Here is a 22280-nt window from a genome sequence, read left to right as displayed (position 1 = left end):
GGGGGTGCTGGTGTCGTGGCGCGCCGAGAAGGGAGCGGCCACCGGCGCCGAGTGCCCCACCGGCGGGGCGCGCGGGTGGTGCACGGCCGCGGACGACCACGGCTGGAGCGGATCCCGCCTGTGGACGACGGCCCTCCCGGCCGGGGGCGACCCATGATCACCGGGTGCTGCTGCGACCCACGCTGCCCGAGGGTGTCTTCATCGGGTCCCACGCGATCTCCGAGGGCCGGATCAGCCGGCGGGGACTGGCCGAGGGTCCCTACGCCCGCGTCCTGCACGGGGTCTACGCCGACGTGTCCGTCCCGCGCGACCACCTGCTCCGCTGCCGCGCCGCCGCGCTGCTCATGCCGCCGGGTGCGGCGCTGGGCGGTCGGTCGGCCGCCGCCGTCCTCGGCGCGCCGGCGCCGGGCTGGCGTGACCCCGTGACCGTGGTCCTCCCCGCGCCGCTGAAGTGGCGGGGTCCGGAGGGGGTGCGCGTGCACCGCACCGACGTCGTCCCGGGCGACGTCCGGGACGACGGCTCGGGGCTGCGGTGCACGGCCCCGCTGCGGACCGCCTGGGACGTCGCGGCACTGGAACCGACGGCGGGCGCGGTGTCCGTCCTCGACGCGATGCTGCGCGACGGCCTCGTCACCGCGGACGAGCTGGCCGAGCTGCTCCGCCGGCGCCCCGGACGACGGGGGTCGCGACGGGTCCGCCGGGCGCTCGAGCTGACCGACCCGCGCAGCGAGTCACCGCCGGAGTCCGTGGTGCGGGTCGCCTGCGTGCTGGCCGGGCTCCCCGCGCCGGTCCCGCAGTACGAGGTGGTCGAGGACGGCCGCCGGCTGGCGCGGGTGGACCTGGCGTGGCCCGAGCACCGGGTCGTCGTCGAGTACGAGGGGGAGTACCACTTCGACGGCGTCCAGATCGAGCGGGACGACGCCCGGCTGGCGCGCCTGGTCGCGGCCGGCTGGCTGGTCATCCGCGTGGCGGCGCACGACCTGCGCGCGCTCGACGACGTCGTCGACCGGGTCCGGACGGCCCTCACCCGGCGAGCCGTCCGGTCCTGACCGTGCACTTCCGCGGAAGTGCCTGGGAGGGCCGTGCATTTCCGCGGAAGTGCCCGCACATTGGCCGTGCACTTCCGCGGACGTGCCCGGCCTCGGGTCAGCCGGTGAGCTCGAGGGTCTGCATGGTCTCCGCGCGGACGCGGGCCAGCAGGGCGGGGTCGGAGGACAGGTCGCGCCCGTAGGACGGGATCGCCGCCTCCAGCGCCGCCCGGTTGGCCGCGACCTGCTCGGGGAAGGCCCGCTCGAGCAGGGTGAGCATGGCCGAGACCGCCGTCGACGCGCCGGGGGAGGCACCGAGCAGGCCGGCGATCGAGCCGTCGGCGCCCACGACGAGCTCGGTGCCGAACTGCAGCACGCCCCGGCCGCTGGCCGGGTCGCGCTTGATGACCTGCACCCGCTGACCGGCGGTGATCATGTCCCAGTCGGCCTGCTCGGCCAGCGGGACGAACTCCGTCAGCGTGCGGTGCCGGGCGCCGCGCGACTGCAGCAGCTCGCTGACGAGGTACTTCGTCAGCGCCAGCTCGGTGCGGGCCACGCCCAGCATCGAGCCGAGGTTGTTCGGCTTGACCGACAGCGGCAGGTCGAACACCGAGCCGGACTTGAGGAACTTCGGCGACCAGCCGGCGTAGGGGCCGAAGAGCAGCGAGTACTCGCCGTCGACCAGGCGCAGGTCCAGGTGCGGGACCGACATGGGCGGCGCGCCGACGGCGGCCTGGCCGTAGACCTTGGCCTGGTGCTCGGTCACCAGCTCCGGGGAGCGGGTGCGCAGGAACATGCCGCTGACCGGGAAGCCGCCGAAGCCGCGGATCTCGGGGATGCCGGCCTCCTGCAGCAGCGGCAGCGCGCCACCGCCGGCGCCGACGAACACGAACCGGGTGCGCACCGAGCGCTCCTCGCCGGTCCGCCGGTCGGTGACGGTCACCTTCCACCGGCCGTCACCGAGCCGGTCGAGGCCGGTGACCCGCTGGCCGGTGTGCACCTGCACGCCGCGGTCCTCGGCCTGGGTGAACAGCAGCCGGGTGAGCGAGCCGAAGTTGACGTCGGTGCCGGCGACCGAGCGGGTCGCGGCGACGACCTGCGAGGGGTCGCGGCCGTCCATCACCAGCGGCACCCAGCCGGCCAGCTCCGACGGCGAGTCGGTGTACTCGAGCCCGGTGAACAGCGGCTCGGCCGACAGCGCCGCGTGGCGGGCGCGCATGTAGGCGCGCCCCTCCTCGCCGGTCACGAAGCTCACGTGCGGGACCGGGGAGATGAACTCCTTGGGCGAGCCGGTCAGCCCGGTGCGCACCAGGTGGGACCAGAACTGGCGCGAGACCTGGAACTGCTCGTTGATGGCGCGGGCCTTGGCCGTGCCGACCCGGCCGTCGGGCCCGGCCGGGGTGTAGTTGAGCTCGCAGAGCGCCGCGTGACCGGTGCCGGCGTTGTTCCACGCGTCCGAGCTCTCCCCGGCGACCTCGGGCGCGGACTCGAAGACGGTGATCGTCCGGTCCGGCGCGACGACACCGAGCAGCGACGCCAGCGTCGCGCTCATGATGCCCCCGCCGACGAGGACCACGTCGGGGTCGGTGGCTGAACCGAGGTCGGTGGACACGACTGCCTTCCTGCCGGGGGACGTGCGCCACCTCCGACCATCGGCCGAGAACCGCCCGGACACGTACTCGGCGGGGTGTGAGATCCGCTACTCCGGCGTCCGGTGGCGACCCGCGGGCACCGCTCCGGGCCGGACGACGGCCGCGCGGCGGGCCCGGCGCACCCAGCCGCCGCGGCTACCCTCGCGGGGTCGGCCCCCCACCCCAGGAGCACCCGCTGAACGACCACCCCGAGGACGCCGCCCCCGCGACGCCGGCCCGCCGGCCGCGCACGCGGCTGCTGCTCCTCCTCGCGGCGACGGTGTTCCTCGTCGACCTGGCCAGCAAGCTGCTCGTCGTCGCCACGGTCGAGCGGGGGGAGAACCTCCGCCTGCTCGGGGGACTGGTCTACCTGACCCACGCGCGCAACACCGGCGCCGCGTTCTCCTTCGCCGAGGGCTTCACCGTGGTGTTCACCCTCATCGCCGTCGCGGTGGCGGTGGTGATCGTGCGGACGGCGCGGCGGCTGTTCTCCACCGGCTGGGCGGTGGCGCTGGGCCTGGTGCTCGGCGGCGCGCTCGGCAACCTGGTCGACCGGGTGTTCCGCGACCCCGGCTTCCTGCGCGGCGGCGTCGTCGACTTCGTGTCGGTGTTCGCGCCGAACGGGGAGGTCTACCCGATCTTCAACGTCGCCGACTCGGCGATCGTCTGCGGCGGCGTGCTGGGCGCCTACCTCGCGCTGCGCGGCGTGGAGTTCGACGGCACGCGCGGCCGGGACGACTCCGGCACCGACGCCGTCTCCCGCGGCTGACCCCCGCCACCTGGCACCATGGACCGGTGAGTTCCCCCGGCCTGCACCGCGCGCTGCCGGTGCCCGACGGGCTGGAGGGCCAGCGCGTCGACCAGGGCCTGGCCCGGCTGTTCGGCCTCTCCCGCGCCGTCGCCGCCGACCTCGCCGACGCCGAGCGGGTGTGGGTCGACGGCCGCGTCCGCGGCAAGGGCGACCGGCTCACCGGCGGCAGCTGGCTGGAGGTCGAGCTGCCCCCGCCGCCCGGGGAGCCGCCCGCGCCCGAGCCCGTGCCCGGCCTCACGGTCGTCCACGACGACGACGACGTCGTGGTGGTCGACAAGCCGGTCGGCGTCGCGGCGCACCCGAGCCCCGGCTGGGAGGGCCCGACCGTCGTCGGCGGGCTGGCCGCGGCCGGCTACCGCGTCTCCACCTCCGGGGCGCCGGAGCGGCAGGGCGTCGTCCACCGGCTCGACGCCGCGACGACGGGGCTGATGGTGGTGGCCAAGAGCGAGCGGGCCTACACCGTGCTCAAGGCGGCGTTCAAGGAGCGCACCGTCGACAAGGGCTACCACGCGCTGGTGCAGGGCCACCCCGACCCCTCGCGCGGCACCATCGACGCGCCGATCGACCGCCACCCCCGGCACGACTGGAAGTTCGCCGTCGTCAGCGGCGGGCGGCCCTCGGTCACCCACTACGAGGTCGTCGAGGCGTTCGCGGCCGCGAGCCTGGTCGACGTGCACCTCGAGACCGGGCGCACCCACCAGATCCGGGTGCACTTCTCCGCGCTGCGCCACCCCTGCGTCGGCGACACGACCTACGGCGCCGATCCGACCCTGGCCGCGCGGCTGGGGGTGTCACGGCAGTGGCTGCACGCGGTCCGGCTCGGCTTCGCCCACCCCGCCGACGGCCACTGGGTGGAGTTCACCAGCGGCTACCCCGACGACCTCGCCGGCGCCCTGGCGATCCTGCGCGCCGAGTCCTGACGCCGGGGGCGCCCGCACCGTGACCGACCTGCCCGACTCCCTCGCCGCGTTCGGCCCCGCCGCGCTCTCGGCCGTCGTCGTCGCGGTGTACCTGGTGGTCGGCGAGCCGGTCGTCGGGCAGGTGCTGCACCGCCGCTTCGAGGGCCGGCTGCGCACCGACCCCGCGGCGCGGCGGTCGTTCTACCTGCGGCTGCTGGTCCTCGAGTGGGGCCTGGCGGTGCTCGCCCTGGTCGTCTGGCTGGCCGCGCCCGGGGTCGACGCCGCGGCCGTCGGGCTGGCCTGGCCCACCGGGCTGCCCGGCCCCGTGACCGGCGCGGTGACGGTGCTCGTGCTGGTGATGGCGCTGGCCTCCGTGCGGGCGCTGCGCTCGGGCGCGCTGGCCCGGGCCGTGCCGCCGCGGCCGCCCGCCGCGCCCGCGCAGGGGCGGCACGCCGAGCCTCCGGTGCACGCGACGCTGGCGCTGCTGCCGCGGTCCCCGGCGGAGCGGCGGCTGTTCTCGGTGGTCGGGGTGACCGCCGGCGTGTGCGAGGAGTGGCTCTACCGCGGGTTCTTCCTCGCCGTCGTCGCCGCGATCGCCGGGGGGCTGCCGCAGCTCGCGCTGATCGCCGTCGCCGGGGTCGCCTTCGGCCTGGCACACGCCTACCAGGGGCTGCCGGGGATCGTGCTCACCGGCGCCCTGGGGGCGGTGTTCGCCGCGCTGTACCTGCAGACCGGCTCGCTGCTGCTGCCGGTGCTGCTGCACGCCGCCGTCGACCTGCGCTTCCTGCTGGTCCCCGCCTCCGCACTGCCCGACCCGGTGCCGGGCCCGCTGCCGGGGCGCCGGCCGGCCGGGGGAGCGCCCGCGTGAGCGGCGTGGACGGCCCCACGGCGACGGTGGCGACGGCGGCCGACTGGCCCGAGGTGGTCGCGCTGCGCACCCGGGTGTTCGTCGAGGAGCAGGGCGTGCCGCCGGAGGTCGAGCAGGACGACGCCGACGCCGTCGCCGTGCACGCCGTCGCCCGCGACCCCGCCGGCCGGGTGGTCGCCACCGGGCGGCTGCTGGAGCGCGGCGGGCGCGCCGCGATCGGGCGGATGGCGGTCGAGGCCTCGGCCCGCGGCGGCGGCTACGGCGCCGCGGTGCTCGCCGAGCTGCACCGCCAGGCGCTCGCCCGCGGCCTGACCGAGGTGGAGCTGCACGCGCAGGTGGGCGCCCGCGGCTTCTACGAGCGGGCCGGCTACACCGCCGTCGGCGAGGAGTACGTGGAGGCGGGGATCGTGCACGTGACGATGCGTCGGCCACTGGGGCACGACGCGCCGGGAACGTGACCGGCGCCTCCCGCCGGGCCGAGACACGTCCTGTCAGACCCTCGGCGTAGAACGTCCCCGGTGCGAGGATCGCAGGCACCGGCCCGGGCCCGCGTCGGTGCCCGGCCGGAGCAGTCCCGAGCCCGCACCGCACCGCCGGTCTTCCCCGCCGGTCGCCCGCCGGAGCACCCGACGGCCGGGCCAGCACGACCCGTGAGGAGCGCCGCAGCACCGTGAGCAGCACAGCCGCCGAGAGCACCGACTCGTTCGTGCACCTGCACGTCCACACCGAGTACTCGATGCTCGACGGGGCGGCCAAGCTGCCCGAGGTGACGAGGGCCGCCGCCGAGCAGGGCATGCCGGCGCTGGCGATGACCGACCACGGCAACGTCTTCGGCGCCTACGACTTCTACAAGCAGGCCAACGCGGCCGGCGTGAAGCCGATCATCGGCATGGAGGGCTACTACACGCCCGGCTCGCGCTTCGACCGCGCGCCGTTCGACTTCGGCGACAAGCTGATCGACGAGGAGGGCGACGGCGGGTCCAACCGCGGCAAGGCGGCGTACACGCACATGACGCTGCTGGCCCGCACCACCGAGGGGATGCACAACCTCTTCCGCATCTCCTCGCTGGCCAGCCTCGAGGGCCAGTACCGCAAGCCGCGCTTCGACCGGGACCTGCTCGAGCGCTACGGCGCGGGCCTCATCGCCACCACCGGCTGCCCCTCCGGCGAGGTCAACATGTGGCTGCGCGCGGGCAAGCACGACCGCGCCCGCCAGGCCGCCGCCGACTTCCAGGACATCTTCGGTAAGGAGAACTTCTACGCCGAGCTGATGGACCACGGCCTGTCCATCGAGCAGAAGACCCGCCCGGCGCTGCTGGAGATCGCCAAGGACCTCGGCATCCCGCTGCTGGCCACCAACGACCTCCACTACACGCACAAGGAGGACGCCGAGGCCCACGACGCGCTGCTGTGCATCCAGACCGGGTCCCGGCTCAACGAGCCCAACCGCTTCAAGTTCAACGGCGACGGCTACTACCTCAAGAGCGCCGCGGAGATGCGGGCGCTGTTCACCGGTGACCTGCGCGAGGCCTGCGACAACACGCTGCTCGTCGCCGAACAGTGCGAGGTCACCTTCACCGAGGGCGCCGACCTCATGCCGCGCTTCCCCCTGCCGCCGGGGGAGGACGAGACCTCGTGGTTCGTCAAGGAGGTCGAGCGCGGGCTGCACAAGCGCTGGCCGGGCGGCATCCCCGACCACGTGCGCAAGCAGGCCGACTACGAGGTCGGGATCATCACCCAGATGGGCTTCCCGGGGTACTTCCTCGTGGTCGCCGACTTCATCAACTGGGCCAAGGACAACGGCATCCGCGTCGGCCCCGGCCGCGGCTCGGCGGCCGGCTCGCTGGCCGCCTACGCCATGGGCATCACCGACCTCGACCCGCTGGCGCACGGGCTGATCTTCGAGCGGTTCCTCAACCCCGAGCGCGTCTCCATGCCCGACGTCGACATCGACTTCGACGACCGCCGCCGCGGCGAGGTCATCCAGTACGTCTCGCAGAAGTACGGCGAGGAGCGGGTCAGCCAGATCGTCACCTACGGCACCATCAAGGCCAAGGCCGCGATCAAGGACGCCGCCCGCGTGCTCGACCGCCCCTACTCGGTGGGCGACGAGCTGACCAAGCTGATGCCGCCGGACGTCATGGGCAAGGGCATCCCGCTGTCGGGCGTCTTCGACCCGGCCCACCCGCGCTACAAGGAGGCCGCGGAGTTCCGCGCCCGCTACGAGTCCGACCCGGGCGCGGCCGAGGTGGTCGACCAGGCGCGCAAGCTCGAGGGACTGAAGCGCCAGTGGGGCGTGCACGCCGCCGGCGTCATCATCGGCCGCTACCCGCTGATCGACTCGATCCCGATCATGCGCCGGGAGAACGACGGCGCGATCATCACGCAGTTCGACTACCCGACCTGCGAGACGCTCGGCCTGCTCAAGATGGACTTCCTGGGCCTGCGCAACCTCACGGTCATCGACGACGCGCTGCGCAACATCGTCGCGAACGGCAAGGAGCCGATCGACCTCGACGAGATCAGCAAGGACCTCACCGACAAGGCCACCTACGACCTGCTGGCCCGCGGTGACACCCTCGGCGTCTTCCAGTTCGACGGCGGCCCGATGCGCTCGCTGCTGCGCCTCATGCGGCCGGACAACTTCGAGGACATCTCCGCCGTCGGCGCGCTGTACCGGCCCGGCCCGATGGGCGCCAACTCGCACACCAACTACGCGCTGCGCAAGAACGGCCAGCAGGAGATCACGCCGATCCACCCGGAGCTGGCCGAGCCGCTGGAGGACATCCTCGGCACGACCTACGGCCTGATCGTCTACCAGGAGCAGGTCATGGCGATCGCGCAGAAGGTCGCCGGGTACTCCCTCGGCAAGGCCGACCTGCTGCGCCGCGCGATGGGCAAGAAGAAGAAGTCCGTCCTCGACGCGGAGTTCGTCGGGTTCGAGGCCGGCATGAAGGAGCGCGGCTACTCCGACGCGGCGATCAAGACGCTGTGGGACATCCTCGTCCCGTTCGCCGACTACGCGTTCAACAAGGCCCACTCGGCCGCCTACGGCCTGGTCTCGTACTGGACGGCGTTCCTCAAGGCCAACTACCCGGCCGAGTACATGGCCGGCCTGCTCACCAGCGTCGGCGACGACAAGGACCGCCGGCCGGTCTACCTCGCCGAGTGCCGGCGGATGGGCATCAAGGTGCTCCCGCCCGACGTCAACGAGTCCTCCTGGGACTTCACCGCCGTCGGCACCGACATCCGCTTCGGCCTGGCCTCGGTGCGCAACGTCGGCACCAACGTCGTCGACTCGATCGTCCGGGCGCGCGAGGAGAAGGGCGCGTTCAAGGACTTCGCCGACTTCATGCGCAAGATCGACACGGTCGCCTGCAACAAGAAGGTCATCGAGTCGCTGGCCAAGGCCGGTGCCTTCGACTCCCTGGGCCACTCGCGCCAGGGCATCGCCGCGATCCACGCGCAGGCCGTCGACGCCGCCATGTCGCTCAAGCGCAAAGAGGCCGAGGGCCAGTTCGACCTCTTCGGCAGTTTCGGCGGTGACGACGGCGGCGCCGACGACCCGTTCGGCGGGGCGCTGGACATCGCCGTCCCGACGGCGGACTGGTCGAAGTCCGAGCGGCTGGTGTTCGAGCGCGACATGCTCGGCCTCTACGTCTCCGACCACCCGCTGCACGGCGTCGAGCACGTCCTGGCGGCCAACGCCGACACCCCGATCGCGGAGATCAACTCCGGCGGCGTGGAGGACGGCGCGAACGTCACCATCGCCGGCATCCTCACCGCGGTGGCCCCGCGGACGAACAAGCAGGGTGCGCCCTGGGCCATCGCCACGCTGGAGGACCTCGAGTCCGGCATCGAGGTGCTGTTCTTCCCGAAGACGTGGGCGGAGGTCTCGGAGAAGGTCGTCCGCGACCAGATCGTCGTGGTCAAGGGCCGCATCAGCCGGCGCGACGACCAGCCCTCGCTGTTCGGCTCCGAGGTGACCATCCCGGAGCTCACCGAGGGCCCGCGCGGGCCGGTGCTGGTGTCCATGGCGGCGGCCCGCTGCACCCCGCCGGTGGTCGAGCGGCTGCGCGAGGTGCTGGGCAGCCACCCGGGCACCACCGAGGTCCACCTCAAGCTCGTCAACGGCGGCCGGGAGACCGTGCTGCGCCTCGACCAGGGCCTGCGGGTGCGGCCCAGCACCGCGCTGATGGGTGACATCAAGGCACTGCTTGGACCCACCAGCGTCGCCCTGCTGTGAGCCCCGCGGGCGGCGCCCCCGGCGGCGGGCAGCCCGGCGCCCGGGGTTCACTGGGAGCCGTGAGCACCCCCGCCCCGGTCCCCGACGGCCCGGTCCCCGGCCCGGCGACGATGCCGGCGACGGTGGCCGGCCGCTCGGCGCGGTCGCTGGCGGGGCAGGTCCTGGCCGAGGTGCGCGGCGACCTGCGCGCGGCCACCGCCTGGGGGTGCCTGCTGGCGCTCTGCGGCCTGCCCGCGGGGTTGCTGTGGGTGTGGCTGGCCCCGCGCGCGCGGTTCGAGGTGGTGGAGGGCGGCGCCGTCCCGCTCGGGCGGCCCTCGCCGGAGCTGCTGGTGGCCGTCGACTCCGTGCTGGTCCTGGTGCTCGCCGGGCTCGGCCTGCTGGCCGGCGGGGTCGCGTGGGCGATGCGCCGGCGGCGCGGCGTGGCGGTCCTGGCGGCCACCGGCCTCGGCACCGGCGTCGCGGGGCTGCTGGCCTGGCAGCTGGGGGAGCTGCTCGCGCCCGGCCCCACGGCCGCCGAGCTGTCCGACGTCGGCGCCCGGGTCACCTCGGGCCTGCACCTGTCCTCCCCGCCGGCGCTGGCGGTCGGCCCGTTCGCCGCACTGGCCGTCTACGTCGTCGCCGCGCTGTTCTCCGCCCACGACGACCTCGGCCGCGGTCCCACCGGGGACACCCCGGCCCCCTCGGTCAGTTGAGGCTGACCGGGCCGCTGAACCGGGTCAGCGGCGCCGGCACCGCCCCCACGGTCTCGAGCAGGGTGAGCTCCCGGCGCAGCATCCGGCTCTCGGTGGCCAGCCGCCGCCGGGTGGCCGACTCCGCCAGCAGCGCCTGCCGGTCCTCGGTGGTCAGCAGCGCCGCCGAGGCCACCAGGTAGGACAGCGCCCGCGGGTCGCCGGCCACCGCCTCCAGCAGCGCCGCCGCGCCGGTCGGGTCGTCCCCGGCACCGGTCATGCCGCCGGCCTGCTCCACCTCGTCGGCGTCCAGCCCGGCCTGCAGCCCGGCGACCGCGGTGACGTAGCGGGTGAACAGCCCGCCGACGCCGCGCTCGAGCACGCCCAGCGACCCGCGCGCCACCTCCGCGACGAGGCCCTCGTCCGGCACCCGCCCACCGGTGTCCGGCGCGTCGAGGACCTCCTGCCGGTCCCCGGCGGCCTCCTCGGCGGCCTCCTCCTCGGCGAGCCACTCCACCTCCGCCCGCAGGTAGGGCGGGGCCTCGCGGTCGTCCTCGCCGGGACGGGCGCCCACGACGACGTCGAGCAGCCGGAACCGCTCGCCGCCGACGGCGACGACCGCGAAGGTGCCGTCGGGCCGGGGCCGCACCGCCTGCACCAGCGCCGTGCAGCCGACGTCGAACAGCGCCTCGGCCGGCGCCACCTTCTCGACCTCCCAGCCCTGGCGGATCGCCACCACCCCGAAGCGCCGCTGGCGACCCTCGGGCAGGGCCAGCAGGTCGCGCACGAGCGTCCGGTACCGCGGCTCGAACACCTGCAGGGGGAGCACGATGCCCGGGAACAGCGGCGTCCCGAGCGGGAAGAGCGGGATGAGATCACCCACGCGGCGAGCCTACGGCGGCGGTGACCCCGGGCGCTCCCGGCGCGGTCCACCGCGGTCACTACCCTGGGGGGTCGTCCCTCCCCGCGCCGCACACCCGGAGGCCCTCCCGTGCTCTCCCGCATCGACCTCCGCGGATCCGCGCTCCCCGGGGTCCGCGACCTGGCCGGCCTGCTGCCCCGCGCGGCCACCGACATCGACTCGGTCATGGCCACCGTCCGCCCGCTGTGCGAGGACGTCCGCCTCCGCGGCGCCCAGGCGGTCCGCGAGATCACCGCCCGCCTCGACGGCGTCGACGCCGAGGACTTCACCGTGCCGCCGGAGGCGATCCGGGCGGCGCTCGACGGCCTGGCCCCCGACGTGCGAGCGGCGCTGGAGGAGTCGATCGCGCGGGTGCGGCGGGTGCACGCCGACCAGGCCCGCACCGACGTCACCACCCAGGTCGTCCGCGGCGGCACGGTCACCGAGCGGTGGCTGCCGGTGCGCCGCGTCGGCCTCTACGTCCCCGGCGGCCTCGCGCCGCTGCTGTCGAGCGTGGTGATGAACGTCGTCCCGGCGCAGATCGCCGGCGTCGAGTCGATCGCCGTCGCCTCCCCGCCGCAGCGCGACCACGGCGGCCTGCCCGACCCCGGCGTCCTCGCCGCGTGCGCGCTGCTCGGCGTCACCGAGGTGCACGCCGTCGGCGGCGCGCAGGCCATCGCCGTCTTCGGCTACGGCGCGGGCTCCTGCGAGCCGGTCGACCTGGTCACCGGCCCGGGCAACGTCTACGTCACCGCGGCCAAGCGGCTGCTGCGCGGGCTGATCGGCATCGACTCCGAGGCCGGCCCCACCGAGGTCGCGATCCTCGCCGACGACACCGCCGACCCGGTGCACGTCGCCGCCGACCTGATCAGCCAGGCCGAGCACGACCCGCTGGCCGGCGCGGTGCTGGTCACCACCAGCGAGGCGCTCGCCGACGCCGTCCTGGACCTGGTGCCCGGCCAGGTCGCGGCCACCAAGCACTCCGACCGGATCCTGACCGCGCTCGACGGCAGCCAGTCCGGCGTCGTCCTGGTCGACGACGTCGACGCCGGCCTCGCCGTGGTCGACGCCTATGCGGCCGAGCACCTGGAGATCCAGACCCGGGACGCGCGGTCGGTGGCGATGCGGGTGCGCAACGCCGGCGCGGTGTTCGTCGGTGCCTGGTCGCCGGTGTCGCTCGGCGACTACATCGCCGGCTCCAACCACGTGCTGCCCACCGGCGGCTGCGCCCGGCACAGCAGCGGCCTGTCGGTGCAGTCGTTCCTGCGCGGCGTGCACGTCGTCGAGTACGACGAGCAGGCCCTCGCCGAGGTGGCCGGGCACGTCGACGCGCTCGCCCACGCCGAGGACCTGCCCGCACACGCGGCCGCGGTCCGGGTGCGGCAGCGCTCGTGACGTCGCTGGAGGAGCTCCCGCTGCGGCCGGAGCTGCGCGGCCGCACGCCCTACGGCGCCCCGCAGCTGCAGGTCGCCCACCGGCTCAACACCAACGAGAACCCACACCCGCTGCCGGCCGAGCTGCTGGCCGACCTCGGCGCGGCCCTCGGCTCCGCGGCGCTGCAGCTCAACCGCTACCCCGACCGCGACGCCGTCGCGCTGCGCGCAGACCTCGCCGCCTACCTCAGCCGCGGCGGCGAGCACGTCGACCCCGCGCAGGTGTGGGCGGCCAACGGGTCCAACGAGGTGCTCCAGCAGCTGCTGCAGGCCTTCGGCGGTGCCGGCCGGACCGCGCTGGGCTTCACGCCGTCGTACTCGATGCACCCGATCATCTCCGCGGGCACCGGGACGGCGTGGGTCGACGGGCACCGCCGCGAGGACTTCACCATCGACGCCGCGGCCGCCGCCGCGCAGGTGCGCGAGGTCCGCCCCGACGTCGTGTTCGTCACCAGCCCGAACAACCCCACCGGCACCGCGGTGGCGCTGGAGACCATCGCCGAGCTCTACGACGCCACCGACGGCGTGGTCGTCGTCGACGAGGCCTACGCCGAGTTCGCCCGCACCGGCACGCCCTCGGCGCTGCGCCTGCTGCCCGACCGGCCGCGGCTGGTGGTCAGCCGCACGATGAGCAAGGCGTTCGGCATGGCCGGCCTGCGGCTGGGCTACCTGGCCGCCGACCCCGCCGTCGTCGACGCCGTCCAGCTGGTCCGGCTGCCCTACCACCTGTCGTCCCTGACACAGGCCGCCGCGCGGGCGGCGCTGGCGCACACCGACGCGCTGCTGGCCACCGTCGACGCCGTCAAGGCGCAGCGGGACCGGATCGTCGCGGCGCTGCCGTCACTCGGCCTGACCAGCGTGCCCAGCGACGCCAACTTCGTGCTGTTCGGCCGCTTCGCCGACGCGCCGGCCGCCTGGAAGGCGCTGCTCGAGCACGACGTCCTCGTCCGCGACGTCGGCATCCCCGGCTGGCTGCGGGTCACCGCCGGCACGCCCGCCGAGACCGACGCCTTCCTCACCGCCCTCGGTGGGATCGCCGCCGACCACCGAGCCGCCGACCACCGCCTGGGAGACTGAGCGCCATGACCCGCACCGCACGCGTCGAGCGCGCGACCAGCGAGACCAAGCTCGTCGTCGAGCTCGACCTCGACGGCACCGGGAAGAGCTCGGTCAGCACCGGCGTCGGCTTCTACGACCACATGCTCACCGCGCTGTCCAAGCACAGCGGCATCGACCTGACGGTGCAGGCCGACGGCGACCTGCACATCGACGCCCACCACACCGTCGAGGACGTCGCCATCGCGCTCGGGCAGGCCTTCGGCGAGGCGCTCGGCGACAAGCGGGGCATCACCCGCTACGGCGACGCCACGGTCCCGATGGACGAGGTGCTCGTGCAGGCCGCCGTCGACCTCTCCGGCCGCCCGTACTTCGTGCACGACGAGCCCGAGACCATGACGCCGCTGATCGGGCCGGACTACCCGACGTCGCTGACGAAGCACGTGCTTGAGTCGTTCGCCTTCAACGCGCGGATCACGCTGCACGTGCGGGTCCTCTACGGCGGCCGCGACGCCCACCACATCGTCGAGGGCCAGTTCAAGGCGCTGGCCCGCGCGCTGCGCACCGCGATCGCGATCGACCCGCGGGTGTCCGACGTGCCCTCGACCAAGGGCGCGCTGTAGGTGACCTCGGGCGTCGTCCTCGTCGTCTTCGGCGGGTTCCTGCTGGGCGGGGCGTGGAGCATCTGGAAGGCCGACCACGACACCAAGGGCCGCACCGGCCCGCAGGTGGTCTTCGCCGTCATCCTGCTGCTGGCGGCGGTGCTGGCGACGGCCGCGGGCGTCCTGCGGCTGATCTGACCGAGGACCGGCTGCTCGGGCTGGTGCTCGCCGACCCGATCGTGGCGGTGGTGCTCGAGCGGGCGCCGTCCCTCGGGGTGGGGGACTGACGAAGGACCCCCGTACCCCCCAGCCCTCGCAGGCTCGGGCGGGCCCCTGCACGGGGGCCGCGCCGGCATCCGCGACGCCGACCCGGGTGTGCGCACCCCACGGCCTCGAGGACCTGCTCGACCTGGTCGTGCGGCCCGACCCGGCCGGCCCCGCAGCCCGGGACGTCCACGAGGCGAAGGCCGCCCGGTGGCAGGCGGTGTGGCCCGAGCTCACCGTGCTGTCGTGGGAACACGGCCGGCCCTCCCCGCGCTGCTCGGTACCGTGGCAGACGTGAAGAAGGTGGTCGTCCTCGACTACGGCTCGGGCAACCTGCGGTCGGCCGAGCGGGCGCTGTCCCGCGTCGGCGCCGACGTCACGGTGACCGCCGACCAGCGGGCCGCGCTCGACGCCGACGGCCTCGTCGTCCCCGGGGTCGGCGCCTTCGCGCACTGCATGCAGGAGCTGCGCGCCGTCGACGGGCCGCGGACCATCGGCCGCCGGCTGGCCGGCGGGCGCCCGGTGCTGGGCATCTGCGTGGGCATGCAGGTCCTCTTCGAGCACGGCGTCGAGCACGGCCACGACGCCGAGGGCTGCGGCGAGTGGCCCGGCACCGTGGAGCAGCTGAAGGCGCCGGTGCTGCCGCACATGGGCTGGAACACCGTCGAGGTGCCCGGCGACACCGTGCTGTTCGACGGGCTCGCCGACGAGCGCTTCTACTTCGTGCACTCCTACGGCGTCCGCGAGTTCACCCTCGGCCAGGACGGCCGCCCGGGGCCGCTCGCCCCGCCGAAGGTGACCTGGGCCGAGCACGGCGACCGCTTCGTCGCCGGCGTGGAGAACGGCGCGCTGTCGGCCACCCAGTTCCACCCCGAGAAGAGCGGCGACGCCGGCGCCCAGCTGCTCACCAACTGGCTGGCGACCCTCTGAGTCACTGCAGGGGGACCGGCGGCTGCGCCCACCACGGCGCGTCGACGACCTCCACCCGCGCCACCCACTTGACCCACCAGTAGCCACGCCGGCCCGGGGCGACCAGCCGCACGGGCGCGCCGTGCCCGGCCGAGAGCGGCCGGCCGGCGCAGTGCGTGGCCAGCAGCAGCGAGCCGGCGTCGGCCAGCGGCAGCCGCCGCCGGTAGCCGGTCACGCTGACGACGTCGACGCTGCCGCCGTCGGGCAGGTCCAGGCCGGTCAGCAGCCGGTCCAGCCGCACCCCGCGCCACTCCTGCTCGGCGTACCAGCCGCCGGTGCAGTCGAGGACGGCGGTGAGGGTGTCGCCGCGGTCGAGATCGCCGGCCCGCAGCCGCACCGTGCGGCCGCTGGCGACCAGCGCGAGCGCGCCGCCGTCGTCGTCCGGCACGGTGTCGGTGAACCACTGGGTGACCGGCATCGCCGCCGGGTCGCCGCTGCCGCGCTCGTGCGAGCCGGTGGCCGCCCGCCGGCCGCCGGGCGCCCCGGTCAGCCGCAGGCCGCCCTCCACCACGGCCCACAGGGCCAGCGCGCCGGCCGCCAGGCCGCCGGCCTGCAGCAGCGCCCGCCGGGAGGCGTCGCCGCGCCGCGGCCGCTGCCGGCTGCCGACGGCGTGCAGCACCACCAGCAGTCCGGTGCCGACGCCCGCGGCCACGTGCACCTGCAGGACGCCCACCCCGGCCACCGAGGTGCCCGCCACGCTGTGCAGGACGCCGGTGCCCACGGTCAGTGCCAGGAGCACGGCCAGTGCCCAGGCGACGGCGGGGTCGCGGCGGCCGCGGGTCCGGCGCCTCGCGCGCTGGACGACGACGGTCTTCCACGGCACGAGCAGCAGCAGGCCCAGGCCCGCGGCCCCGTGCGCGGCGGCGACCAGGCGGGCCGGCAGCGGCGTGCCGATCCCGAAGGCCAGCAGCCCGGTGACCCCCGCGACGGTCAGCAGCGCCAGCAGGCCGAGGTTGGTGCGGCGCCCGGCGCGGCGGGGGAGCGCACCGGCCGGCATGCCCGGAGTGTCCTCCCCTCGCCCCTGCGGTGACCCGGTCGCAGCCGACGCTGCGGTTGCGGAGCGACGACCGACCTCGCCAGCCCCGCGCAGGATCTGTGGACAACGCCCTGACCTGCGGATACGTCTCGCGCGGTGGCTGCCGGTCGGCTACGATCGAACACGTGTACGAAATGGTGGGACAGGTGGCCGACGGGACGTTCCGGTCCCGCGGCTGCTTTGCCGACGACGGCTCGCCGGTGTCCCGCGAGGAGTTGTTCGCCGCGATCGGCCCGCTGCCCTCCACCGACGAGTTCATGGCCGCCGCGTGCCCGCTGGGCAGTCCCGAGCGGGCGGCGCTGCCCGATCGCTGGGTCGTGCGGCTGATCCAGCTCGCCGAGCGCCGCGCGGCCGCGCTGGCCGCGGAACGGGCCGAGCTGGTCGGTGTCCTGGCCACGCAGCGCCCGGCCGAGGGCGCCGTGCCCGAGGGCTCCGTGCCCGAGGACGCCGTGCCCGAGGTGATGGACGTCAGCGAGTGGCTGCCCTGCGAGCTCGGCCTGGTGCACCCCTACGGCGAGCGCCGGGTCGCCCGCCTGGTCCGGACGTCGCTGGCGCTCACCCGGCGGTTCCCGGCCACCCTCGAGGCGCTTCGCCGCGGCGAGATCGACGAGGAGCGCGCCGAGGCGGTCGTCGACCTGCTCGAGCCGCTGGACCAGGCGCTGGCCGCCCGGGTGGAGTCCGACGTGCTGCCGGGCGCGGCCGGACAGACGCCCGCCCGGCTCCGCGCCGCCCTGCGCCGGCGGATCGACCGGCTGGACGCTCACGCCCGCGAGCGGCGGCACCGGCGGGCCCGGGCGGCCGCCGACGTCCGCTGGTGGCCGACCGAGGACGGCATGGCGCGGCTGGTGGCCGACCTGCCGCTGGCCGAGGCCGCGGCGTGCGGGACGGCGATCGACGCCTGGGCGCGCCAGGTCCGCGACGGTGGCGACGACCGGCCGATCGGGCAGTTGCGCAGCGAGGTGTTCCGCGACCTCGTGCTGCGGCCCTGGGCCCGGCGTCCGGCGATCGGCGTGACGCTCGTCGTGCACGCGACCCTGTCCGCGCTGGGCGGCGGGGACGAGCCGGCCGAGGTCGACGGGCACCCGGTCAGCGCCGCGCAGTGCCGGGCGCTGCTCGCCGAGGTCGGTGCGCTGGGACTGGAACGCCCGGACGGCGGCACGCTGGAGTTCGCCGTCCACGACCGGGCCGGTGACCTGGTCGCCGTGGGCACCCGTCGGGCGGTGGAGCGGGGCGCCCGCGGTCACGGGTTGCGCCGGCCGCCGGACACCCCGCACTACCGTCCCCGCGCCGGCCACCGCCGGTTCGTGGCGGTCCGCGACCGCCGGTGCCGCCATCCGCACTGCAACCGGCGGGTCGGCCGCACCGACCTCGACCACTGCACCCCCTGGCCGGCCGGCGCCACGGGCTGCGACAACCTGTGCTGCCTCTGCCGCCGGCACCACCGGCTGAAGACCCACGCCCCCGGCTGGCGCTTCCGGCTGCTGCCCGGCGGCCGGCTCGAGGTGACCACGCCCTCGGGCGTCACCCGGGTCACCGATCCGCCGCGGGTCGTCGACGCGCCACCGGTCCGGGCCGGCGCCCCTCCCGGTGGGACCGCGGGTGCCGATCCGCCGACCGCGGGCTGCCCGTTCTGAGCGGCGACCGGCCGCACCGGGGCTCGGTCCCGGCCTCGCCACCGGCCCACCGGGTGGCAGCCCCCGCGGGGGGTGACCGGGGTCAGCTGCGCAGGTAGGACGCCCCGTTGACGTCGACGATCGTGCCGGTGCTGAACCGTGCCTCGGGCGAGGCCAGCCACAGGACCGCCGCGGCCACCTCCTCCGGCCGCGCCACCCGCCCGAACGGCGACTGCGCGCGCACGGCGTCCCCGCCGGGGCCGTCGAGCACCTCCCGCGCCATCTCCGTCTGCACGAAGCCCGGCGCCACGGCGGTCACCGAGATGCCCAGCGGCGCCAGCGCCAGCGCCATCGACTGCGCGAAGGCGTTGAGGCCGGCTTTCGAGGCGCCGTAGGCCGGGTTGTCCGGCTCCCCGCGGAACGCGCCGCGGCTCGACACGTTGACCACCGCGCCACCGCCGGCGGCCCGCAGGTGCGGCACCGCGCGGAAGGTGGCGTGGGCCGCGCCCACCAGGTTCACCGCCAGCGTCTGCTCCCACACCCGCTGCCACTCGTCGTAGGAGGAGCGCAGCGGCGGGGAGGCCACGAACACCCCGGCGTTGTTGACCAGCACGTCGAGCCCGCCGAGGGCGTCGGCGGCGGCGTCGACCATCGCGCCCACCGACCCGGCGTCGGCCATGTCGGCCTGCACCAGCACGTGCCCGGACCCGGGCAGCTCGGCCAGCACGGCCTCGGCTCGCTCGCGGGAGGCGCCCCAGTGCACGGCCACCCGGTAGCCGCGGGCGGCGAAGGCCCGGGCGATCGCCCGCCCGATGCCGCGGGAGCCACCGGTCACCAGCACCGCACGCGAGGAGGTCACGGGCCGGGAGTCAACCAGCGCCCGCGGTGCACGACCTCGTCGAGGCCCCGCCGGCCGCGCCGCAGCGACGGCGAGCGCCGGTCGTCGCTCCCCGGGTACCCGACCGACACCACCGCGACCGGCCGGTGGGTGGCCGGGACGCCGAACGCCGCCCGGAAGGCCCCGACCCGCTCGGCCGGGACGCCGAACAGGCAGGCGCCGAGGCTCTCGTCGACGGCGGTCAGCAGGACCATCAGCGCGGCCATCCCGGCGTCGACGTCCCAGTACGGCACCGGCCAGCGGGTCTCGTCGCGGTCGGTCCAGCCCTTGTCCGGCTCGGCGTAGCGGTCGAGGTAGGCCTGCTTGGACGACAGCGGCACGATCAGCAGCGGCGCCCGCCGCATCCGCGTCAGCCACCCGTCGGGCGCGCCCTCGGAGGCGGTCACCGACCAGAACAGCTCCCGGTCGGCCGCCGACTCGAGCACCAGGAACGCCCAGCCCTGCGTGAACCCCGCCGACGGCGCCCGGGTCGCGTGCTCGAGCAGCCGCTCTCGCACCTCCGGCGGCACCGGCCGGTCGGGGTCGTAGTCGCGCACCATGCGGCGCCTGCGGACGACGTCGGCGAACTCCACGCCCGCCAGCCTGCCGTGGGCGAGGCAGCTCACGGTGGGCCGGTCCCTACGCTGGACGCCGTGCCGACCCTCCAGTTGCTCCCCGCCGTCGACGTCGCCGACGGCCAGGCCGTCCGGCTCGTGCAGGGGGAGGCCGGCAGCGAGACCTCCTACGGCGACCCGCTCGACGCCGCACTGCAGTGGCAGCGCGACGGCGCCGAGTGGGTGCACCTGGTCGACCTCGACGCCGCCTTCGGCCGCGGCAGCAACCGCGAGCTGCTCGCCCGCGTCGTCGGCGCCCTCGACGTCGACGTCGAGCTCTCCGGCGGCATCCGCGACGACGAGTCGCTGGCCGCCGCCCTGGCCACCGGCTGCCGCCGGGTCAACCTCGGCACCGCCGCGCTGGAGTCGCCCGAGTGGTGCGCCCGCGCCATCGCCGAGCACGGCGACCGCATCGCCGTCGGCCTCGACGTGCGGGGCACCCGGCTGGCCGCCCGCGGCTGGACCCGCGAGGGCGGCGAGCTGTTCGAGACCCTCGCCCGCCTCGACGCCGAGGGCTGCGCCCGCTACGTCGTCACCGACATCACCAAGGACGGCACGCTGCGCGGCCCCAACCTCGACCTGCTGCGCGACGTCTGCGCCGCCACCCCGAAGCCGGTGGTCGCCTCCGGGGGGGTCAGCTCGCTCGACGACGTCCGGGCACTGGCCGGGCTGACCGCGGTGGGCGTCGAGGGCGCCATCGTCGGCAAGGCCCTCTACGCCGGCGCCTTCACGCTCCCCGAGGCGCTCGCGGTCACCCGGGAGGCCGCGGCGTGACCGCGCAGCGCATCGGCTCCGGCGGGCCGTGGGAGGAGCTCGTCGGCTACAGCCGGGTCGTCGTCGTGGGGGACCAGGCCTGGGTCAGCGGCTGCACCGCCACCGTCGACGGCGTCGTCGTGCACCCCGGCGACGTCGGCGCCCAGGCGCGGGTCGCGCTCGGGGTGCTCGTCGACGCGCTGGCCAGCGCCGGGCTGACCCCCGCCGACGTCGTCCGCACCCGCGTGTACGTCACCGACACCTCCCGCTGGGAGGAGGTCGCACGCGAGCACGGCGAGGTCTTCCGCGCCGTCCGGCCGGCCAGCGCGATGATCGGCGTGGCCTCGCTGCTGCACCCGGACATGCTGGTCGAGTTCGAGGCCGACGCGGTGCGGGGAGCGGGGTCGTGAGCCTCGCCGTGCGGGTCATCCCGTGCCTGGACGTCGACGCCGGCCGGGTGGTCAAGGGCGTCAACTTCGTCGACCTGCGCGATGCCGGCGACCCGGTCGAGATGGCCCGCGTCTACGACGCCGAGGGCGCCGACGAGCTCACCTTCCTCGACATCACCGCCAGCTCCGGGGACCGCGAGACCACCTACGACGTCGTCCGCCGCACCGCCGAGAGCGTGTTCATCCCGCTGACCGTCGGCGGCGGGGTGCGCAGCCCCGACGACGTCGACCGGCTGCTGCGGGCCGGCGCGGACAAGGTCGCCGTCAACACCGCCGCCGTCGCCCGGCCGGAGCTCATCGGCGAGATCGCCGACCGCTTCGGCAACCAGGTGCTGGTGCTCTCCCTCGACGCCCGCCGGGTCCGCGACGGCGCCGTCACCGACTCGGGCTTCGAGATCACCACGCACGGCGGGCGGCGCGGCACCGGCCGCGACGCCGTCGAGTGGGTGGTGCAGGCCGCGGAGCTGGGCGTCGGCGAGGTGCTGCTCAACTCGATGGACGCCGACGGCACCCGCGCCGGCTTCGACACCGAGCTGATCCGCGCGGTCCGCCGCGAGGTGTCGGTGCCGGTCATCGCCAGCGGCGGCGCCGGCGCGGTCGAGCACTTCCCGCCCGCCGTCGAGGCCGGCGCCGACGCGGTGCTCGCCGCGAGCGTCTTCCACTTCGGCACGCTGCGGATCGGCGACGTCAAGCAGGCGCTGGCCGGTGCGGGCGTGCCGGTGCGGACGGCCGCGGACACGCCCCTGCGCTGACGGCCGGGCTGGATCTGCGTGCACTTCCGCGGAAGTGCACGGACGATCCGTGCACGTCCGCGAAAGTGCGCGCCCTCAGGCGGCGGGGGCGCCGCCCCGGACGGCGACCCGGGCGACGCCGCGCCGGCCGGTGGCCCACAGCAGCACCTCCAGCGGCTCGCCCTCGACGGTGGCGACGTCGCCGCCCCCGCGGATCCGCCTGCCCGGGCCGGGGACGTCGCTGCGCTGCAGCACGAGCCCGCCGGGGTACCGCGGCGCGACCGTGCGGGCGAACAGCTGCGCGGCGCCCCACAGCCGGTCGGCGTCGGCCAGCGGCAGCGCCCGCGGCTCCCAGTCCGGCTGGGCGCGCCGCACGTCCTCGTGGTGGATCGCGAACTCGGCGGTGTCGGTCAGCGCCGCCACCGGCGCCCAGCCCGCCGGCAGCCACGGCGGCGGGCCCTGCCGGACGCGGGCCACCACCTGCTCGTAGGGCGTCGAGGTGCGCAGCCGCTCCTCCAGCCGCGCGGAGTACGCGTGCGCCCGCCCGCCCACCGGGGTGCGCTCCAGCGCGTAGCCCGGCAGCGCGTCGGGTCGCCGGTCGCGGGTGACCAGGTGCGCCGCCAGGTGCGCCGTCGTCCACCCCTCGCAGCAGGTCGGGGCGTCGGGCCCCAGGTCGGCGAGCAGGTCGGCGAGGGCCGCGCGCTCGCGCGCGGCGAACGGGCGGGAAGCATCGGTCACGGCGGCGGGTTACCGACGGTGCGCTCCCCGGAAACGCGGCGGCCCCCGTGGCACCGATCGGTTAGCGTGACTAAGTACGCGCGGCACGCTGCC

At 75.7% G+C, this 22280-nt stretch carries 23 protein-coding genes; 17 read left to right on the top strand and 6 right to left on the bottom strand.

Going from position 1 to position 22280, the window contains the following annotated elements; translation table 11 throughout:
• Positions 1 to 164: 164 nt before the first annotated feature.
• On the top strand, positions 165 to 1049 hold the full coding sequence (locus ACI8AD_RS20465) for a DUF559 domain-containing protein (RefSeq protein ID WP_456872365.1): 885 nt from the start codon (positions 165 to 167) through the stop codon (positions 1047 to 1049).
• Positions 1050 to 1146: 97 nt separating this feature from the next.
• Here ACI8AD_RS20465 and mqo read toward each other — a convergent pair whose 3' ends face one another.
• Positions 1147 to 2640, bottom strand: a complete 1494-nt coding sequence (gene mqo, locus ACI8AD_RS20460; RefSeq protein WP_456872364.1) for a malate dehydrogenase (quinone) — start codon at positions 2638 to 2640, stop codon at positions 1147 to 1149.
• Between the two features lie 77 nt (positions 2641 to 2717).
• Between mqo and lspA the strand changes: the two genes are divergently transcribed.
• The 6 genes from lspA to ACI8AD_RS20430 all read left to right on the top strand — a co-directional run bounded on the left by lspA (position 2718) and on the right by ACI8AD_RS20430 (position 10175).
• Positions 2718 to 3428: a signal peptidase II gene (gene lspA, locus ACI8AD_RS20455; protein WP_456872363.1), complete on the top strand. Its 711-nt coding sequence runs from the start codon at positions 2718 to 2720 to the stop codon at positions 3426 to 3428.
• A 26-nt stretch (positions 3429 to 3454) separates the two neighbouring features.
• The gene (locus tag ACI8AD_RS20450) at positions 3455 to 4390 is read left to right on the top strand and encodes an RluA family pseudouridine synthase (protein ID WP_456872362.1); all 936 of its coding nucleotides are present in this window, start codon (positions 3455 to 3457) and stop codon (positions 4388 to 4390) included.
• Between the two features lie 19 nt (positions 4391 to 4409).
• Positions 4410 to 5237: a CPBP family intramembrane glutamic endopeptidase gene (locus ACI8AD_RS20445; RefSeq protein ID WP_456872361.1), complete on the top strand. Its 828-nt coding sequence runs from the start codon at positions 4410 to 4412 to the stop codon at positions 5235 to 5237.
• A complete protein-coding gene (locus ACI8AD_RS20440) occupies positions 5234 to 5695 on the top strand; it encodes a GNAT family N-acetyltransferase (protein WP_456872360.1) in 462 nt (153 codons plus the stop codon). The genes ACI8AD_RS20445 and ACI8AD_RS20440 overlap by 4 nt, the downstream gene beginning before the upstream one ends.
• 212 nt (positions 5696 to 5907) lie before the next feature.
• Positions 5908 to 9483 carry a DNA polymerase III subunit alpha gene (dnaE, locus tag ACI8AD_RS20435; protein ID WP_456872359.1) on the top strand — a complete coding sequence of 1192 codons (3576 nt, stop codon included), beginning with the start codon at positions 5908 to 5910 and terminating at the stop codon, positions 9481 to 9483.
• 59 nt (positions 9484 to 9542) lie between these two features.
• Entirely contained in the window at positions 9543 to 10175 is a 633-nt protein-coding gene (locus ACI8AD_RS20430; protein ID WP_456872358.1) for a hypothetical protein, read from the top strand.
• Here ACI8AD_RS20430 and ACI8AD_RS20425 read toward each other — a convergent pair.
• A complete protein-coding gene (locus ACI8AD_RS20425) occupies positions 10168 to 11034 on the bottom strand; it encodes an LON peptidase substrate-binding domain-containing protein (RefSeq protein ID WP_456872357.1) in 867 nt (288 codons plus the stop codon). The two genes, ACI8AD_RS20430 and ACI8AD_RS20425, sit on opposite strands and share 8 nt — an antisense overlap.
• A 108-nt stretch (positions 11035 to 11142) precedes the next feature.
• On the opposite strand from ACI8AD_RS20425, the gene hisD reads away from it, so the two are divergent.
• The 6 genes from hisD (at position 11143) to hisH (ending at position 15337) form a co-directional block, all read left to right on the top strand.
• Positions 11143 to 12447 carry a histidinol dehydrogenase gene (hisD, locus tag ACI8AD_RS20420; RefSeq protein ID WP_456872356.1) on the top strand — a complete coding sequence of 435 codons (1305 nt, stop codon included), beginning with the start codon at positions 11143 to 11145 and terminating at the stop codon, positions 12445 to 12447.
• The gene (locus tag ACI8AD_RS20415; protein ID WP_456872355.1) at positions 12444 to 13562 is read left to right on the top strand and encodes a histidinol-phosphate transaminase; all 1119 of its coding nucleotides are present in this window, start codon (positions 12444 to 12446) and stop codon (positions 13560 to 13562) included. Before hisD ends, ACI8AD_RS20415 begins: the two co-directional genes overlap by 4 nt.
• 5 nt (positions 13563 to 13567) lie before the next feature.
• Complete coding sequence (gene hisB, locus ACI8AD_RS20410; RefSeq protein WP_456872354.1) at positions 13568 to 14164, top strand: imidazoleglycerol-phosphate dehydratase HisB; 597 nt, start codon at positions 13568 to 13570, stop codon at positions 14162 to 14164.
• Positions 14165 to 14341, top strand: a complete 177-nt coding sequence (locus ACI8AD_RS20405; protein ID WP_176450038.1) for a hypothetical protein — start codon at positions 14165 to 14167, stop codon at positions 14339 to 14341.
• A gap of 85 nt (positions 14342 to 14426) precedes the next feature.
• Complete coding sequence (locus ACI8AD_RS20400) at positions 14427 to 14705, top strand: nucleotidyltransferase family protein (RefSeq protein ID WP_456872367.1); 279 nt, start codon at positions 14427 to 14429, stop codon at positions 14703 to 14705.
• A complete protein-coding gene (gene hisH, locus ACI8AD_RS20395) occupies positions 14702 to 15337 on the top strand; it encodes an imidazole glycerol phosphate synthase subunit HisH (protein WP_456872353.1) in 636 nt (211 codons plus the stop codon). Before ACI8AD_RS20400 ends, hisH begins: the two co-directional genes overlap by 4 nt.
• Position 15338: 1 nt before the next feature.
• On the opposite strand, the gene ACI8AD_RS20390 is transcribed toward hisH, so the two are convergent.
• Positions 15339 to 16373, bottom strand: coding sequence for a molybdopterin-dependent oxidoreductase (locus ACI8AD_RS20390; protein WP_456872352.1), 1035 nt, complete (start codon positions 16371 to 16373; stop codon positions 15339 to 15341).
• A 173-nt stretch (positions 16374 to 16546) separates the two neighbouring features.
• On the opposite strand from ACI8AD_RS20390, the gene ACI8AD_RS20385 reads away from it, so the two are divergent.
• A complete protein-coding gene (locus ACI8AD_RS20385; RefSeq protein ID WP_456872366.1) occupies positions 16547 to 18046 on the top strand; it encodes a DUF222 domain-containing protein in 1500 nt (499 codons plus the stop codon).
• An 82-nt stretch (positions 18047 to 18128) separates the two neighbouring features.
• Here ACI8AD_RS20385 and ACI8AD_RS20380 read toward each other — a convergent pair whose 3' ends face one another.
• Positions 18129 to 18884 carry an SDR family NAD(P)-dependent oxidoreductase gene (locus ACI8AD_RS20380; RefSeq protein WP_456872351.1) on the bottom strand — a complete coding sequence of 252 codons (756 nt, stop codon included), beginning with the start codon at positions 18882 to 18884 and terminating at the stop codon, positions 18129 to 18131.
• Entirely contained in the window at positions 18881 to 19495 is a 615-nt protein-coding gene (locus ACI8AD_RS20375; protein WP_456872350.1) for a nitroreductase family protein, read from the bottom strand. The genes ACI8AD_RS20380 and ACI8AD_RS20375 overlap by 4 nt, the downstream gene beginning before the upstream one ends.
• A 60-nt stretch (positions 19496 to 19555) precedes the next feature.
• Between ACI8AD_RS20375 and priA the strand changes: the two genes are divergently transcribed.
• The 3 genes from priA to hisF are packed head-to-tail and all read left to right on the top strand — an operon-like array spanning position 19556 to position 21470.
• Complete coding sequence (priA, locus tag ACI8AD_RS20370; RefSeq protein WP_456872349.1) at positions 19556 to 20290, top strand: bifunctional 1-(5-phosphoribosyl)-5-((5-phosphoribosylamino)methylideneamino)imidazole-4-carboxamide isomerase/phosphoribosylanthranilate isomerase PriA; 735 nt, start codon at positions 19556 to 19558, stop codon at positions 20288 to 20290.
• A complete protein-coding gene (locus ACI8AD_RS20365) occupies positions 20287 to 20679 on the top strand; it encodes a RidA family protein (protein ID WP_456872348.1) in 393 nt (130 codons plus the stop codon). Before priA ends, ACI8AD_RS20365 begins: the two co-directional genes overlap by 4 nt.
• On the top strand, positions 20676 to 21470 hold the full coding sequence (hisF, locus tag ACI8AD_RS20360; protein WP_456872347.1) for an imidazole glycerol phosphate synthase subunit HisF: 795 nt from the start codon (positions 20676 to 20678) through the stop codon (positions 21468 to 21470). The genes ACI8AD_RS20365 and hisF overlap by 4 nt, the downstream gene beginning before the upstream one ends.
• Positions 21471 to 21545: 75 nt before the next feature.
• Here hisF and ACI8AD_RS20355 read toward each other — a convergent pair whose 3' ends face one another.
• Entirely contained in the window at positions 21546 to 22187 is a 642-nt protein-coding gene (locus ACI8AD_RS20355) for a TIGR03085 family metal-binding protein (RefSeq protein WP_456872346.1), read from the bottom strand.
• Positions 22188 to 22280: the final 93 nt, after the last annotated feature.

This window comes from Geodermatophilus sp. SYSU D00766 (assembly GCF_054049915.1).
Note: the sequence above shows the minus strand (reverse complement) of the source record. Positions and strands in the feature narration are given on the sequence as shown.

Coding starts and splice junctions, on each gene's coding strand:
- hisB (WP_456872354.1), top strand. CDS start 13,568: ATGACCCGCACCGCACGCGTCGAGCGCGCGACCAGCGAGACCAAGCTC.
- ACI8AD_RS20390 (WP_456872352.1), bottom strand. CDS start 16,373: ATGCCGGCCGGTGCGCTCCCCCGCCGCGCCGGGCGCCGCACCAACCTC.
- ACI8AD_RS20385 (WP_456872366.1), top strand. CDS start 16,547: ATGGTGGGACAGGTGGCCGACGGGACGTTCCGGTCCCGCGGCTGCTTT.